The sequence below is a fragment of the Enterovibrio gelatinilyticus genome (genome assembly GCF_028683095.1).
In the GTDB taxonomy this organism is placed as follows: Bacteria; Pseudomonadota; Gammaproteobacteria; order Enterobacterales; family Vibrionaceae; genus Enterovibrio; species Enterovibrio gelatinilyticus.
In genome coordinates this window covers 1-378 of sequence record NZ_JAJUBC010000135.1, presented here as the reverse complement: position 1 = coordinate 378, position 378 = coordinate 1, and the positions used below count along the sequence as shown (strand labels likewise).

At 45.0% G+C, this 378-nt stretch carries 1 protein-coding gene; it reads left to right on the top strand.

What is annotated here, in order from left to right; genetic code table 11:
- Positions 1 to 40: 40 nt before the first annotated feature.
- On the top strand, positions 41 to 378 hold a 338-nt coding region (locus tag LRP50_RS25550), incomplete at its 3' end, for a hypothetical protein (RefSeq protein WP_420791252.1).

Here is a 378-nt window from a genome sequence, read left to right as displayed (position 1 = left end):
GGTCGATGTGAAACCACTCGATGATCCTATGGAGCCAGTAATGTCAGTCACTGACGAGGTACTGACAGTGCGCAACGCCAGTCACAACGCCTTGTTTGCTTTTATGTTTCCAATGATGCTTGCCAGTTGGTTTATGGCCTTCATTGGCTATGACATGTTTTGGCCCAATCTTAGAGAGATTGAGAAGTCTACCAATGAGTTTATTCAAATAAGAAAAGAGTCTTTCGGTGCTGACTATTTTGAACTGACAGAAGACCCTTGGGTTGTGAGGAAATATGATCTTGTTGGCGATGACGGCAAAGTAAGCTGGAAGGAGTACATTGAGTTTAGAAGAGGCGACTATCGGGGAGGGCTTCCAAACCTTGCCTTTGAAATGGC